This is a genomic window from Rhodobacter capsulatus (assembly GCF_003254295.1).
In the GTDB taxonomy this organism is placed as follows: Bacteria; Pseudomonadota; Alphaproteobacteria; order Rhodobacterales; family Rhodobacteraceae; genus Rhodobacter; species Rhodobacter capsulatus.
The window spans coordinates 171,530-184,546 of sequence record NZ_QKZO01000003.1; the positions used below are offsets into that span (position 1 = coordinate 171,530).

A 13,017-nucleotide genomic window follows, 5' to 3' on the forward strand; every position below is an offset into this window, starting at 1 on the left:
TTTTTCTTGGATCAAATACGCCCTTTCGCCGGGTCGTCCCGGGAAAGCCGCTCAGAACAGCGAGCCCTGATCGGGCGGGGGTTTCGCGGCTTTTCGCGGTTTGGCCGCCGGTTTCGGGGCGGGCGCAGGCGGCGCGTCGGCGGGGCTGACCCGCAAACGACCATCCTGAAACTCGATCTCCAGCGGCGCCAGCCCTGCCGCGGTGGCGGCCGAGGTCAGCACCTGATCGGCCGGGCCGCGCACCACCGCATAGCCGCGCCGCAGCGTCTCCTGATAGCCGAGCGTCTGCAGCATCGCCGCAAGCCGGGCGAACCGGTCCTGCGCCCGGGTCAGCCGGGCCTGCTCTGCACGGCCCAGCCGGTCGGAGAGCCCCGCCAGCCGGTCGCGTTCGACCCGCAGATAGGTCTGCAACAGCCGCGGCGAGATCCGGGCTTCCAGCGGCGCAAAGGCCGCGCGCTTGCGCACGACGACCATCCGCAGCGCGGGCAAGAGCCGGTCGGCCACCAGATCGAAGCGCTGCCGCCGCGGCCGGGTGATCGCCTCGGGGCGGCCGAGCGCGCGGGAGAGATCGGCGAGACGCTGCGCCCGGCTGGCCATCCGGGTCTGGGTCGCGCGGCTGATCCGGGCCTGCATCTCGGCAAGCCGTGTGGCCAGTTCCGCCCGCACCGGCACCGCCATTTCCGCCGCCGCCGTCGGCGTGGGCGCGCGCCGATCCGCGGCAAAATCGATCAGCGTCGTGTCGGTTTCATGCCCCACCGCGGAAATCAGCGGGATCCGGCTCTCCGCCGCCGCCCGCACGACCGCTTCCTCGTTGAAGCCCCACAGATCCTCGAGCGAGCCGCCGCCGCGCGCGACGATGATCAGATCGGGCCGCGGCACCTTGCCCCCCGGCACCAGCGCGTTGAAGCCGCGGATCGCGGCGGCCACCTCGGGCGCGCAGGCCTGGCCCTGCACCGCGACGGGCCAGATCAGCACCCGGCGCGGAAAGCGGTCGCGCAGCCGGTGCAGGATGTCGCGGATCACCGCCCCCGAAGGCGAGGTGACCACCCCGATCACCGCGGGCAGCCAGGGGATCGGCTTCTTGCGCGCGGGATCGAAAAGCCCCTCGGCCGCCAGCGCCTTGCGCCGCGCCTCCAGCATCGCCATCAAGGCCCCCGCCCCCGCGGGTTCGACATCGTCAACGATCAGCTGATATTTCGACTGCCCCGGAAAGGTGGTCAGCTTGCCGGTGGCGATGACCTCCATCCCCTCCTCGGGGCGGATCTGCATCCGCGCCACCTGCCCCTTCCAGCTGACCGCGGCGATGACGGCATTCGGGTCCTTGAGATCGAAATAAAGATGCCCCGAGCCGGGACGGCTGACCCGCCCGACCTCGCCGCGCACGCGCACGCGGGTGAATTCGCCCTCGATCACCCGCTTCACCGCGCCCGAGATTTCCGAGACGGTGAATTCGGGGGTATTGCCGGAGGGGCCGGTTTTCGAAGCCTCGGGGCCGTCGTCCAGGATGTCCATGTTGCCTTGCCTGATGTGTCGCGAAACCTTAGAAGGCGCGAAAGCCGAGGCCAAGGGCCATTGCGGCCGCAAACGGGGGAACCGCATGAACATTCTCATTCTGGGCAGCGGCGGGCGCGAACATGCGCTGGCCTGGGCGGTGAAACAGAACCCGAAATGCGACCGGCTGATCGTCGCGCCCGGCAATGCGGGCATCGCGATGCTGGCCGAGACCGCCGCGATCGACCCCTGCGACGCCACGGCCGTTCTGGCCTGTGTCGCGGAAAACGCGGTGGATTTCGTCATCGTCGGCCCCGAGGCGCCCCTGGCCGCGGGCGTGGCCGATGCGCTGCGGGCGGCGGGGGTGCTGACCTTCGGGCCCTCGGCCGCGGCGGCGCAGCTTGAGGCCTCGAAAGCCTTCACCAAGGAAATCTGCGACGCCTGCGGCGCGCCGACCGCCGCCTGGGCGCGGTTCAAGGATCTTGAGGCCGCGCTGGAGTACGTGCGCGCGCAGGGCGCGCCGATCGTGGTCAAGGCCGATGGTCTGGCGGCGGGCAAGGGCGTGATCGTGGCGATGACGCTGGCCGAAGCCGAGGCCGGGCTGCGCGAGATCTTCGGCGGCGCCTTTGGCACGGCGGGCGCCGAGGTGGTGATCGAGGAATTCATGGCGGGCGAGGAAGCGAGCTTCTTTATCCTCTCGGACGGGGTGAACGTGCTTCCCGTCGGCACGGCGCAGGATCACAAGCGGGTGGGTGATGGCGACACCGGCCCGAACACCGGCGGCATGGGCGCCTATTCCCCCGCGCCGGTGCTGACGGCAACGATCCAGGAGCAGGTGCTTACGGAAATCATCCGCCCCACCGTGGCGGAAATGGCGCGCCGCGGCATGCCGTTTCAGGGCGTGCTTTACGCCGGGCTGATGATCGAGAACGGCCGGGCGCGGCTGGTGGAATACAACGTCCGCTTCGGCGATCCGGAATGCCAGGTGCTGATGGCGCGGCTGGGCGGTCAGGCGCTTGATCTGCTGCAGGCCTGCGCCGAGGGGCGGCTTGACCGGATCACCGCGCAATGGGCCGAGGATTGCGCGCTGACCGTGGTGATGGCGGCGCGCGGCTATCCGGGCGCTTACGAAAAGGGCAGCGAGATCAGGGGCCTCGACGCCCTGCCCGAGACATCAACACAGATGGTCTTCCATGCCGGGACGACGGCGAAAGACGGCAAGATCACCGCCACCGGCGGGCGCGTGGTGAACATCACCGCCCGCGCCGCGACGCTCGCCGAGGCGCAAGAACGCGCCTATGCCATGATCGATGCGATCGACTGGCCCGAGGGCTTTTGCCGCCGCGACATCGGCTGGCGCGCGCTTTGAGGCGTCGCGCGGGGGCGCGGCCCCCGCACCCCCGAGGTATTTCGGGCAAGATGAAATACATGTTCCCTTTCATCTTGCCGCAAATATCCCGGGGGAGCCCGCTTGCGGGCGGGGGCAGCGCCCCCGAAGCGCCCGACGCGCGGCGGGCTTGCCCGCCCAAGGAGGGCGCAATGCTTCAGCAGTTCGGCACGTTCACCGCAAGACCGCCAAGGCTCGTTTCCTTGTAATGCGCATGCATGTCGCGCCCGGTCTGCCGCATCGTCTCGATCGCGGCATCGAGCGGCACGAAATGCGTGCCGTCGCCGCGCAGCGCCAGACTTGCCGCCGAAATCGCCTTGATCGCGCCCAGGCCGTTGCGTTCGATGCAGGGCACCTGAACCAGCCCCTTCACCGGATCGCAGGTCATGCCCAGATGATGCTCCAGCGCGATTTCGGCCGCGTTCTCGATCTGCTCGGGACTGCCCCCCAGGACCGCCGCAAGCCCCGCCGCCGCCATCGCCGCGGCCGAGCCCACCTCGGCCTGACAGCCGCATTCGGCGCCCGAAATCGAGGCATTGGTCTTGATGATGCCCCCCACCGCCGCCGCCGTCAGCAGGAAATCCCCCACCTGTGACCCGCTTGCCCCGGGCACGTGATCCAGCCAGTAGCGGATCACCGCCGGCACCACCCCCGCCGCGCCATTCGTCGGCGCCGTCACCACCTGCCCGCCGGCCGCGTTTTCCTCGTTCACCGCCATCGCATAACAGGAAATCCAGTCGTTGATCGTATGCGGCGCCACCAGGTTCAGACCGCGTTCGGCCTCGAGCGCGGCATGGATCGCCTTTGCCCGCCGCTTCACCTTGAGCCCGCCGGGCAGCACCCCATCCGTCATCAGCCCGCGCGTCAGGCAATCGTTCATCACCTGCCAGACCCGCGAAAGCCCCGCCTCGATCTCCGCGTCGGAGCGGAACCGGCGTTCATTGCGGCGTTTCATCTGCGCGATCGCCAGCCCCGAGGCCTGCGCCATCGCCAGCATCTCCTCGGCGCTGCGGAACGGATAGGGCACCGGCGAGGGCGCAGACAGCGCCTTGTCATCCACCGCCGCATGTTCCGCCTCGGTCAGCACGAACCCGCCGCCGATCGAATAAAAGGTCTCGCGCAGGATCACGTCGCCCTCGGCGTCGCGGGCCTCGATCACCATGCCGTTCGCGTGACCGGGCAAAGGGTGGCCGTAATCGAAGATCAGATCGTGCTCGGGGTCGAATTGCAACGGCGCCAGCCCGGGCGGGGTCAGCATGTGGGTCTCGCGGTTCGCCGCCAGCGCCGCCTCGGCCTTTTCGGCCTCGTAACTTTCGGGCAGGAACCCGGCAAGGCCGAGGATCGTCGCGCGGTCGGTGGCGTGACCCTTGCCGGTGAAGGCGAGCGAGCCGTAAAGCCGCACCCGCAGATGGCGCGGGTGAAAGGGCGAGGCGCGCAGCATGTCCAGAAACCGCCCCCCCGCCACCATCGGCCCCATCGTATGCGAGGAGGACGGCCCGACGCCCACCTTGAAGATGTCGAAAACGCTCAGAAACATGGCGCACTCCCTTTGCCCCATGCTGCCCTGTCGCGCGCCGCGACGAAAGCGCGAAAGCGACATTTGCGCACCCGCAAGCGGTGCCCCGGTCACCTTCCCGGCTCGCCGGTGCGGTCCCACTGGCGGGCGCCGCAAATTTCGCTAAACAGCTTAACATGTTAAGCGCTGTTTCATCGGTTCTGGCGATACTGTCGCAAAGGCGGGAGATGCCATGCCCACATTCTGTTTCTGGCCGCTGACCGAGGTCACCTCCTCGGGCCCGGATCCTTTCGGCGCGCTGCCCGGCGCCGAGGAGGCCGCGCTGGGGCGGGCGCATTTCGCGCTGCGCCCCGGGGCGGCGATGCGCTTCATCGATCTGCCCGAGGACGACGGGGCGGACCCGGACGGCGCCGCGATCGAACCCGATGTGTCCTATCTGATCCGCCCGCTCGCCTCGGAGGATGTGGCCGATACGCAGGTCGTGCATCTGATCGACACCCCCGCCACCGGGCGCGGGCTGGCGGCCTCCGAACGGCTGAAGCCCGGCCGGGCCTATCGCATCACCGGGCTTGCGACCGAGGGGATGCTGACCCCCTTTGCCAGCCAGGCGATCTGCTTTGCCGCCGGAACGCTGATCGCCACCCGGCGCGGCCCGAAACCGGTCGAGGATCTGCGGCCCGAGGACCGGTTGCAGACCTCGGACAATGGCTATCGGCCGGTGCAATGGGTCGGGCGCTGGCGCGTCGGCGGCCTGGGGGCGACGGCGCCGGTGCGCTTTGCGCCGGGGGTTCTGGGCAATGACCGGGCGCTTTTCCTGTCGGGCCAGCACCGGGTGCTGATCCGCCCGGCCACCGGCCCGCTTGCCGGAGAGGAGGTGCTGGTCGCCGCCAAGGCGCTGGTCGGCCTGCCCGGCATCGCCCGCGCGCCGGTGGCGCGGGTGGACTGGGTGCATGTGCTGATGCCCGCGCATGAGGTGATCTTTGCCGAAAACGCCCGCGCCGAAACCATGCTGGCCGGGCCGAAGACGATGAGCGTGCTGGAACCCACACAGGCGCTGGCACTGCGCCAGAGCCTGTCGGGCGATCCGTTCACCGGCCTGCCCGCGCGGCCGATCGTGCCCACGCCGAAAGCCGAGAAGCTGATCTTGCGGCACCGGCGCGGTCACAGCCCGCTGGAAAGCGCAGGCCTGGCGCGGCGCTGAGAGATCGGCCCCGACCGGGCGCAAAAAGACCTCGCATGGGCAGGCGGGCTTGGCTATAACGGCGCGCAACAGCTGAAATTCTGGTCCGCAGGAGCCGCCATGCCCGCCGAGCTTTCCCCCATCGACAAGGCGAAATTCGCCGCCGCGCGCCGTGCCGTCGATTTCGTCGAAGACGGGATGAAGGTCGGTCTTGGCACCGGCTCCACCGCCGCCTGGATGGTGCGCTGTCTGGGCGAGCGGGTGCGCGAGGAAGGCCTGCGCATCGTCGGCGTGCCGACAAGCTCGCGCACCGCCGATCTGGCGCGGCAGATCGGGATTTCCGTCGTCGGTCTGGACGAGGCGAAATGGCTTGATCTGACGATCGACGGCGCCGATGAATTCGACGCGCAGCTGCAGCTGATCAAGGGCGGCGGCGGCGCGCTTCTGCAAGAAAAGATCGTCGCCACGGCGTCGGACCGGATGATCGTGATCACCGACGCGTCAAAGGAAGTGGTGAACCTCGGCGCCTTTCCGCTGCCGGTCGAGGTCGTGCCCTTCGGCTGGCAGACCACCCGCGCGCTGATCGAGGAAATGCTGATCGCCACCGATGTTCTGGGGCGGCAGACGACGCTGCGGCTGAATGGCACGCAGCCCTACATCACCGACGAGGGTAATTATATCGTCGATCTGCACCTCAACCGCATCGGCAACGCGCGGGCTTTGGCGGTGGCGCTCAACCAGATCCCCGGCGTGGTCGAGAACGGGCTGTTCATCGACATCTGCGACATGGTGATCATTGGCGGCGCCGAGGGCCAGGTCGAGCTGCGCGATATCAACGCGGGCACGATTGCCCATGAACGGATCGATTTTGCCGATGACGAGAACATCTTCGCCGACCTCGACTGAGACCCGCCCGGATCTGGTGATCCCCGGCCGGTCGGTGCTGCCCCTGGTGATGGGGGCGGTGATCGGCCTCATCGGCGTGGTGCAGATCATCACGCCGATCCTGACCTTGGCCGCGTTTTTCGGCGAGGGGTTCCGCGACGACATGATCCTGAACGCGCTCGTCGGCGCGGTCGGCGCGACGCTGTGCTTCTATCTCGCCTGGGTGGTGCTTTCCGTGCCGCGTCCGGTGCTGGTCTTCCGCGCCGACCGGGTCGAGATCGGCAAGCTCTTCGGCAAATACGCCACCGTCCCCTATGCCGAAATCACCGGCGAGGGCGCCCCCGCCCCGGCGGGCAAGGCGCCGCCGCGGCAGCGCGAATTGTCGGTGCCGGGCTGGGTGATGACGGCCGAGGAGAACGCCGCCTGGCAGGCGGAACTGGCGGCGCGGGCGCCTGCCCTTGCCGGAACCGGGTCGCGGGGCTAAGTCCAAGGGCGCGGCCCTTGCGGTCGCGGCTTCGAAAGGACGGCAGATGAGTTTCGATTTCGACCTCTTCGTGATCGGCGGGGGATCGGGCGGCGTGCGGGCGGCCCGCATCGCGGCAGGCCATGGCGCGCGCGTGGCGCTGGCCGAAGAGGATCGGATGGGCGGCACCTGCGTCATCCGCGGCTGCGTGCCGAAAAAGCTGATGGTTTTCGCATCAGACATGCCCGCGGCGGTGGCCGAGGCCCGCGCCTATGGCTGGGATGCAAGCCTGGGAGGGTTCGACTGGGGCGCGTTCAAGGGCAAGCTGCATGCGGAGCTGGACCGGCTGGAAAAAATCTACCGCGCCGGGCAGCAGAATGCAGGCGTCACCGTCCACGACAGCCGTGCCACCGTGAAGGGCCCGCATGAGGTTGAACTGGCCGATGGCCGGGTGATCAGTGCCAAACACATCCTGATTGCGGTCGGCGGGCGGCCTTTCGTGCCCGCGTTCGAGGGGGCCGAGCATGTGCTGACCTCGAACGACCTTTTTCATCTGCCCGAGCTGCCCAAGCGCCTCCTGATCGTCGGCGGCGGCTATATCGCGTCCGAATTCGCCTGCGTTTTCAACGGGCTGGGAGTTACGGTGGCGCAATGGAACCGCTCGCCCCTGCTGCGCAGCTTCGATACCGAATGCCGCGATCTGATCGTGACGCAGATGAAGGCGCGCGGCATCGATGTGCATGAAAATGTCATCATCGACCGGGTGACAAAGACCGCGACGGGCGTTGTCGCCCATTGCGGCGATGGCCGGTCGCAGGAATTTGACGCCGTGGTTTACGCCACCGGCCGGGTGCCGAACACCGCCGGGCTGGGGCTGGAAACGGCAGGCGTCAAGCTTGGCCCGAATGGCGCGGTGATCGTCGATCAATGGTCGCAGACCAATGTCCCCTCGATCTTCGCCGTGGGCGATGTGACCGACCGGATCAACCTGACCCCCGTCGCGATCCGCGAGGGCCATGCCTTTGCCGACACGATCTTTGGCGCCAACCCGCGGGCGACCGATCATGATCTCGTCGCCTCGGCGGTCTTCACCCGACCCGAATTCGGCAGCTGCGGGCTGAGCGAGGAAGCCGCCCGCAAGGCGGGCCCGATCGAGGTTTATACCAGCGCCTTCAAGCCGATGCGCGCGGCCTTTGCCGGGGCGGAGGACCGCGTTTTGATGAAACTTGTCGTCTGCAAGGCGACGCGCAAGGTGCTGGGCTGCCACATCGTTGCGCCGGAAGCGGGCGAGATGATCCAGATGGCGGCGATTGCGATGAAGATGGGCGCGACCAAGGAGCAATTCGACGCTACCTGCGCCGTGCATCCGACGATGGCCGAGGAACTGGTGACGATGCGCGCCCCCACCCGGCATTCCTGAGCGAAGCGGTTGACATCGCGCAAACAATCCCCACTTCGGGGCTAGGACATTCGAAAGAGGACAGCATGACCAACGGAGGACCCTGGGGCTCGGGTGGCGGTGACGACCGCGAGCCGCCGCGCCGCCCCGGCCCGCGCCGGCCCAATGACAGCGCGCCGATTCCCGAAATCGACCAGATCGTGAGGAAGGGCACCGAACAGCTGCGCGTCCTGATGGGCGGGCGCGGCGGACCGGGCCGCCCCGGCGGCGGGCGCGACGACGGCCCGGCCTTCACGCTGGGCACGATCGCCATCGGCGCGGTGGCGCTGGCCGCGGTCTGGGCCTGGAGCTCGTTTTACACGGTGCAGCAGAACGAACGCTCGATCGAGCTGATGTTCGGCAAATACCATGCCACCGGCAACCCGGGTCTGAACTTCGCGCCCTGGCCCGTGGTGTCGAAAGTGGTGATCCCGGTCACCGACGAACGCACCACCGAGGTCGGCACCGGCCGCGCCCGCGCCATCGGCACCTCGGAAAGCAGCGACGGCGTGTTCTCGGCGAACCGCAGCAGCGATTTCGTCACCGATTCCGGGCTGATGCTGACGCGCGACCAGAATATCGTCGATGTCAGCTACCAGATCGTCTGGAACGTCTCGGACCCGTCGAAATTCCTGTTCAACCTCGCCGACCCCGAGGACACGATCCGCGCCGTCAGCGAATCCGCGATGCGCGACATCATCGCGCGCTCGGAACTGGCGCCGATCCTGAACCGCGACCGCGGCGTGATCGCCACCGATCTGCGCGCCGCCGTTCAAGGCACGCTCGACAGCTATCAGGCGGGCATCAACATCGTGCGGGTGAACTTCAACCGCGCCGATCCGCCGCGCGAGGTGATCGACAGTTTCCGCGACGTGCAGGCGGCGCAGCAGGAACGCGACAAGCTGGAGAAAGAGGCCGACGCCTACGCGAACCAGGTGACGGCGGGCGCCCGCGGTCAGGCCGCGCAGCTGGTGCAGCAGGCCGAGGCTTACCGTGCCTCGGTGGTCAACGATGCCCAGGGTCAGGCCGCGCGCTTCATCTCGGTCTATGACGAATACCGCAAGGCCCCCGAGGTGACGAAACGGCGGATGTTCTATGAAACCATGAGCACGACGCTGGGCGGCGTGAACAAGGTGGTGATCGACGGGCAATCGGGCACCGTGCCCTATCTGCCGCTTGACCGGCTGCGGCCGGTGCCGACGACGACCGGGGGGACGAACTGATGAAGGTGCAAATCCTGATCCCGCTCGCCATCATCGCCGTGGGGCTGGGCCTGTCGTCGATCTACACGGTCGACGAACGCGAAAAGGCGCTGGTGCTGCAATTCGGCGAAGTGACCGCGGCGCGCAGCGAACCGGGGATCGGCTTCAAGATCCCCTTCGTGCAGAATGTGGTGAAATATGATGACCGGATCATCAGCCTGACCACGCAGCCGCTGGAGGTCACGCCGCTCGACGACCGTCGTCTGGTGGTCGATGCCTTCGCGCGCTGGCGCATCGTCGATGCGGTGAAGTTCCGCGAAGCCGTGGGCGATGGCGGCGAAAGCTTCGCCAAGAACCGGCTCGACGGCATCCTGAACAATGCGATCCGCGAAGTCATGGGCTCGGTGCCCTCGACGGCCGTTCTGTCGAACGACCGCACGGCGCTGATGAACAAGATCCGCGACATCGCGAAACGCGAGGCGAATGCGCTGGGCGTCGATGTGATCGACGTGCGGCTGACGCGCACCGACCTGCCCGAGCAGAACCTGGCCGCGACCTATGCGCGGATGCGGGCGGAACGCGAACGCGAGGCGGCGGATGAACGCGCGCGGGGCGGCGAAGCGGCGCAGCGGGTGCGGGCCACGGCCGACCGCGAGGTGGTGGAACTCACCTCGGAAGCGCGCAAGCAGGCGGAAATCGTGCGCGGTCAGGCGGATGCCGAACGCAACCGGATCTATGCCGAAGCCTACGGCAAGGACGAAAGCTTCTTCGCCTTCACCCGGGCGCTGCAGTTCTATGCCGAAAGCCTGAAGCCGGGCACCTCTTCGCTGGTGACGGAACCGGGCAGCCTTTACTTCGACTATGAGCGCTTCGTGAAATCGCTGGCGGCGGATGCCCCGCCCGCGGCCGGAAACTGATGGCGGCGGTTTTCACCGCTCTGGGCCTTGTGCTCGTGATCGAGGGGCTGGCACTTGTGCTGGCCCCTTCGCGCATCCTCGAGGTGCTGGCGCTTCTGGCCAGCATCGGCCCCGTGGGGCGGCGCCGGATCGGCCTTGCGGCGGTGGCCGCGGGCGTCGGCGTCGTCGCGCTGGTCCATGCCTTCACCTGAGCCTCTCGCCCCTCTCACATCGAAGTGACGTCGCGCGACGGGCTTTCATTTGAACGGCGTGACGCTTACGCTTTTATTCAAGGTCAAGCCGGAGCACCGGCCAGGACCACGGGAGACCCGCATGACCAAGACCCCTCTTTCCCTGACCGCCCCGCGCCTCGCCCGACCGATCCTGATGGCGGCGCTGCTCTCGACCGCGCTGGCCCTGTCGCCTGTGGCGATGACCCCGGCGCTGGCGGGCCCGGTGCCCGAGAGCTTCGCCGATCTGGTGGTGCAGGTGAAACCGGCGGTGGTGATGATCACCACCTCGACCACGGTGTCCGAACCCGCCGGGCGCATGCCGGGCTTTCCGCCGGGCTCGCCCTTCGAGGAGTTCTTCAAGGAATTCGGCATGCCGAACATGCCGCAGGGCGGGCCGCAGCGCCAGCACCGCGCCGATGCGCTGGGCTCGGGCTTCGTGATCTCGGCCGACGGCTACATTGTCACGAACAACCACGTCATCAAGGGCGAGGATGGCACTGCCGTCGCCGATGAAATCTCGATCGAATTCGCCAATGGCAAGAAGCTTGACGCGAAGATCGTCGGCACCGATCCGAAAACCGACATCGCGCTGTTGAAGGTCGAGAGCAAGGAGCCCCTGCCCTTCGTCAGCTTCGGCGACAGCGACACGATGCGCGAGGGCGACTGGGTGATGGCGATGGGCAACCCGCTGGGTCAGGGCTTTTCGACCTCGGTCGGCATCGTCTCGGCGCGCAATCGCGAGCTTTCGGGCACCTATGACGACTACATCCAGACCGATGCCGCGATCAACCGCGGCAACTCGGGCGGGCCCTTGTTCAGCATGGACGGCAAGGTGATCGGGGTGAACACGGCGATTCTCTCGCCCAATGGCGGCTCGATCGGGATCGGCTTTTCCATGGCCTCGAATGTCGTGTCGAAGGTCGTGGGCCAGCTGCAGGAATTCGGCGCCACCCGGCGCGGCTGGCTGGGCGTGAAGATCCAGGACGTCACCCCCGACATGGCCGAGGCGATGAGCCTGGCCAAGCCCGAAGGCGCGATGGTGTCGGAAGTGCCCGAGGGCCCGGCCAGGGTGGCGGGGATGAAATCGGGCGACGTGATCATCAGCTTTGCCGGCGCGCCGGTGAAGGACACGAAATCGCTGACCCGCCGCGTCGCCGATGCGCCGGTGGGCGAGGCGGTCGATGTGGTGGTGATGCGGGCGGGCAAGGCGGTGACGCTGCAGGTGACGCTGGGTCAGCGCGAACTGGCCGAGGGCAGCGAGACGGCGGCGGGCGGCACGGCTCCGGCGCTGGCGGGCGGCTCGGTGCTGGGCATGGTGCTCTCGCCGATCACCGATGCGATGCGGGCCGAGCGCAACCTGCCCGAGGATCTGACCGGGCTGATGGTGACCGATATCGACGCCACCGGGGCGGCTTTCGACAAGGGGCTGCGGGCCGGGGATGTGATCGTCGAGGCCGGGCAGCAGCCGGTGCTGACGCTCGAAGATCTGCAGGCCCGGGTGGCCGAGGCGAAGGAGGGCGGGCGCAAATCGGTGCTGCTTCTGATCCGGCGCGAGGGCGAGCCGCGCTTTGTCGCGGTGCCGCTGCAATAGGCGGCCGCCACAGACTGAACACGGAAAGGCACCCTGCGGGGTGCCTTTTTCATCAGGGCGTTGCCAGCCAGGAGACGACGCCCATTTCCCGCGCCGCGCGCAGCGAAAGGTCCGCACTGAGCAAGCCGCGCTGGGTCTGATAGCGGCGGATCGCCTCGCGCGTGGCGGCGCTCATCTGCCCGTCGAGGGGCCCCGCGTAAAGCCCGCGCACCCAGAGCGCGCGTTGCAGCACCGCGATGCGGGCGGTGGTCATCTCGGCGGCGCAGACCGAGGCGAACCACATCCGCCCGCCGCCCGAGACGATGCGCGCCTGTGTCGTGGTTCGGTAGCGGGCCGGGGAGAGCACCGCGCCGGTTTTCGGATCGCGGTCCTCGGGTTCGACCAGCACATGTTCGGTGACAGTCTCGACCACGGCGGGGCGGCGTTCCTCGGTGAAACAGCCCTTCGCCTCGGGGCCGGGGGGGGATTTCAGCCATTCGCCCGCCAGCGAATTGGCGGGGGGGGCGACGATCGGCACCGGTGCTTGCGCGGCCTCGCCCCTTGGCTTGTCGGCGGTGGCCGGGGCCTCGGCCCCGGTGCATCCCGCAAGGGCCGCGCAAAGCGCCAGCAGGGCAAGGGTCGGGCAAGGCAGGCAAAAGGTCATGGCGGGTCCGGGTCGATATCGGCGCGACCATAGCGGCTTTGGGATGCGCCGCAAAGGGGCGGCGCGGCGGGCGGCGGGCCGGGCCCGCGGGG

12 protein-coding genes are annotated in these 13,017 nt (G+C 68.3%); 9 read left to right on the forward strand and 3 right to left on the reverse strand.

Translation table 11 applies throughout. The features are described from left to right. Positions 1 to 51: 51 nt before the first annotated feature. The gene (xseA, locus tag LY44_RS05445; RefSeq protein WP_055209743.1) at positions 52 to 1,512 is read right to left on the reverse strand and encodes an exodeoxyribonuclease VII large subunit; all 1,461 of its coding nucleotides are present in this window, start codon (positions 1,510 to 1,512) and stop codon (positions 52 to 54) included. An 85-nt stretch (positions 1,513 to 1,597) separates the two neighbouring features. On the opposite strand from xseA, the gene purD reads away from it, so the two are divergent. After that, positions 1,598 to 2,860: a phosphoribosylamine--glycine ligase gene (gene purD, locus LY44_RS05450; protein ID WP_055209776.1), complete on the forward strand. Its 1,263-nt coding sequence runs from the start codon at positions 1,598 to 1,600 to the stop codon at positions 2,858 to 2,860. A gap of 175 nt (positions 2,861 to 3,035) precedes the next feature. On the opposite strand, the gene LY44_RS05455 is transcribed toward purD, so the two are convergent. Next, the gene (locus LY44_RS05455) at positions 3,036 to 4,415 is read right to left on the reverse strand and encodes an L-serine ammonia-lyase (RefSeq protein WP_055209744.1); all 1,380 of its coding nucleotides are present in this window, start codon (positions 4,413 to 4,415) and stop codon (positions 3,036 to 3,038) included. 211 nt (positions 4,416 to 4,626) lie between these two features. Here LY44_RS05455 and LY44_RS05460 point away from each other — a divergent pair, with 211 nt between their 5' ends. The 8 genes from LY44_RS05460 (at position 4,627) to LY44_RS05495 (ending at position 12,282) form a co-directional block, all read left to right on the forward strand. Continuing rightward, positions 4,627 to 5,595, forward strand: a complete 969-nt coding sequence (locus LY44_RS05460; RefSeq protein WP_055209745.1) for a Hint domain-containing protein — start codon at positions 4,627 to 4,629, stop codon at positions 5,593 to 5,595. Positions 5,596 to 5,694: 99 nt separating this feature from the next. Then, entirely contained in the window at positions 5,695 to 6,480 is a 786-nt protein-coding gene (gene rpiA / locus LY44_RS05465) for a ribose-5-phosphate isomerase RpiA (protein ID WP_013068105.1), read from the forward strand. Then, positions 6,449 to 6,943: a hypothetical protein gene (locus tag LY44_RS05470; protein WP_139182366.1), complete on the forward strand. Its 495-nt coding sequence runs from the start codon at positions 6,449 to 6,451 to the stop codon at positions 6,941 to 6,943. The genes rpiA and LY44_RS05470 overlap by 32 nt, the downstream gene beginning before the upstream one ends. Positions 6,944 to 6,989: 46 nt before the next feature. Beyond that, positions 6,990 to 8,342: a glutathione-disulfide reductase gene (gorA, locus tag LY44_RS05475; RefSeq protein ID WP_055209747.1), complete on the forward strand. Its 1,353-nt coding sequence runs from the start codon at positions 6,990 to 6,992 to the stop codon at positions 8,340 to 8,342. A 65-nt stretch (positions 8,343 to 8,407) separates the two neighbouring features. After that, positions 8,408 to 9,583: an FtsH protease activity modulator HflK gene (gene hflK, locus LY44_RS05480; protein ID WP_055209748.1), complete on the forward strand. Its 1,176-nt coding sequence runs from the start codon at positions 8,408 to 8,410 to the stop codon at positions 9,581 to 9,583. Beyond that, positions 9,580 to 10,479 carry a protease modulator HflC gene (hflC, locus tag LY44_RS05485; protein WP_223230753.1) on the forward strand — a complete coding sequence of 300 codons (900 nt, stop codon included), beginning with the start codon at positions 9,580 to 9,582 and terminating at the stop codon, positions 10,477 to 10,479. Before hflK ends, hflC begins: the two co-directional genes overlap by 4 nt. Further along, positions 10,479 to 10,670, forward strand: a complete 192-nt coding sequence (locus LY44_RS05490; protein ID WP_055209750.1) for a DUF2065 family protein — start codon at positions 10,479 to 10,481, stop codon at positions 10,668 to 10,670. The genes hflC and LY44_RS05490 overlap by 1 nt, the downstream gene beginning before the upstream one ends. A 121-nt stretch (positions 10,671 to 10,791) precedes the next feature. Further along, complete coding sequence (locus tag LY44_RS05495; RefSeq protein ID WP_055209751.1) at positions 10,792 to 12,282, forward strand: Do family serine endopeptidase; 1,491 nt, start codon at positions 10,792 to 10,794, stop codon at positions 12,280 to 12,282. A gap of 52 nt (positions 12,283 to 12,334) precedes the next feature. On the opposite strand, the gene LY44_RS05500 is transcribed toward LY44_RS05495, so the two are convergent. Next, entirely contained in the window at positions 12,335 to 12,925 is a 591-nt protein-coding gene (locus LY44_RS05500) for a peptidoglycan-binding domain-containing protein (protein WP_055209752.1), read from the reverse strand. Positions 12,926 to 13,017: the final 92 nt, after the last annotated feature.